At 68.5% G+C, this 1,740-nt stretch carries 1 protein-coding gene; it reads left to right on the top strand.

All coding sequences use genetic code 11. The features are described 5' to 3' along the window. Positions 1-175 precede the first annotated feature (175 nt). Positions 176-1,549, top strand: a complete 1,374-nt coding sequence (locus tag ABGA98_RS45595) for an IS1380 family transposase (protein WP_347624735.1) — start codon at positions 176-178, stop codon at positions 1,547-1,549. Positions 1,550-1,740 lie beyond the last annotated feature (191 nt).

Raw genomic sequence — 1,740 nt, 5'->3', positions numbered from 1 at the left:
CCTCAGCTATTCAGCCCGAATTTCGCCCTGAAGATCGATAAATGAAGAAGGTGCCTCCGACCTGCGATGATCTGACTGCTTAGATCAAGACATCGCACAGAACGGACGCACCTTCCGGGTGAACGGTACGGCATGGGACCGCCGCTTGTCTGTACGGGCGGACGGCAAAGGACTCGTGGGACACGCCGGTGCCGTGCTCCTGCGTAAATGCGCTGATCAGACCGGGTTAACCAGCGCGCTGGGCGGGGTGCTGGCCCGGGTGGGCGGCTCGCCGGTCTGGGACCGGGGCATCGTGCTTGTGCAACTCGCCGTGGCGATGACCCTCGGGGCGACCAGCATGCGGCAGATTGCCCTGCTGGCTCACCAGGAGACGGTCTTCGGCGCTCCGCCGTCGGACTCCACCGTCCGCCGGACCTTGGAACCGATCGGCGCCGACGAGCAGGTCCGGCTCCGGATCGCCCGCGCGCGAGCCCGGGTTCGGCGACACGTATGGGACCTGATCGCCGCCACCGAGACCGGGTTCCCCTGGCTGGTCGTGGCCGGGAAGCTGCTCACCGGGTGGATCGTGATCGACGTGGACGCCACGCTGATCACCGCCCACTCCGACAAACAAGGGGCATCGGCGACGTTCAAGAAGGGCTACGGCTTCCACCCGCTGGCCGCCTGGTGCGCCAACACGCACGAGTCGCTGGCGATGCTGCTGCGCACCGGGTCGGCGGGTTCCAACACCGTCGCCGACCACATTCGCGTGCTGAGCGAGGCGATCACACAGATCCCCGACGCCTACCGGGCCAAGATCTGGATCCGCGTCGATGGCGCGGGCGCCACCCACGACCTGGTCGAGCACATGAAGAGCCTGAACACCACCCGGCGGACGGTCCGGTTCACCGTCGGCTGGAAGATCACCGACGTTGACGAGGCCGCGATCGCCGAGCTCCCCGCCGGCGCCTGGCAGGCCGCCGTCCGCCAGGACGGCCGCGTGCACCCGCACGCTCACGTCGCCGAACTGACCGGCCTGGACCAACGCGCCACAGCCTGGGGCGTGCGCCTGCTGGTGCGCCGGGTCAAGCCCTCGGCTCGCGACGCCCGACAGCTGACGGAGATGGAGAAGAAGACCGGCTGGAAGTACGCGATCATCGCCACCAACCTCGGCCCGCGCGGACTGCGCGGCATCGCCGGCAGCCATCACGTGCAGTTCATCGACGCCGTCCACCGCGACCACGCCGAAGTCGAAGACCGCATCCGTTGCAACAAGGCCATGGGTCTGCGCAACCTGCCGTCCAAGAGCTGGAACGTCAACGTCGGCTGGGTGCTGGCGGCCAACCTCGCCGCAGACCTCGACGCCTGGACCCGCTTGCTCGGCCTGCATGACGACCCGGAACTGGCCCGCGCCGAACCGCAGACCCTGCGCTACTGCCTGTGGCACCTGCCCGCCCGCCTGGTCTGTCATGCCCGCCGGCGGATCGTGAAGATCAGTGCCACCTGGCCGTGGAAGCACGCGTTCCTGACCTGCTGGCAGCGGCTCTGCGCCCTGCCGGCACCCACCTGACCATTGCGAACACGTCCCCCCGATCCCGGAAGGAGGAGTCCCGGTCTCCTCGCGGCCCGTGGAACCGCCGCCCGCCCGAGCGTCCCGGGCAGATTGCCGTGCCACCATCCGCAGCGAACGGGACGATCAGGCGGAAACCTCCATCAGCCGAAACTGATCAGGAGGGACGCCCACCCCGTGAGTCATCGAGG

Source organism: Nonomuraea sp. B1E8 (genome assembly GCF_039871515.1).
Lineage (GTDB): Bacteria > Actinomycetota > Actinomycetes > Streptosporangiales > Streptosporangiaceae > Nonomuraea.
This window is presented reverse-complemented; position numbering and strand designations above follow the sequence as displayed.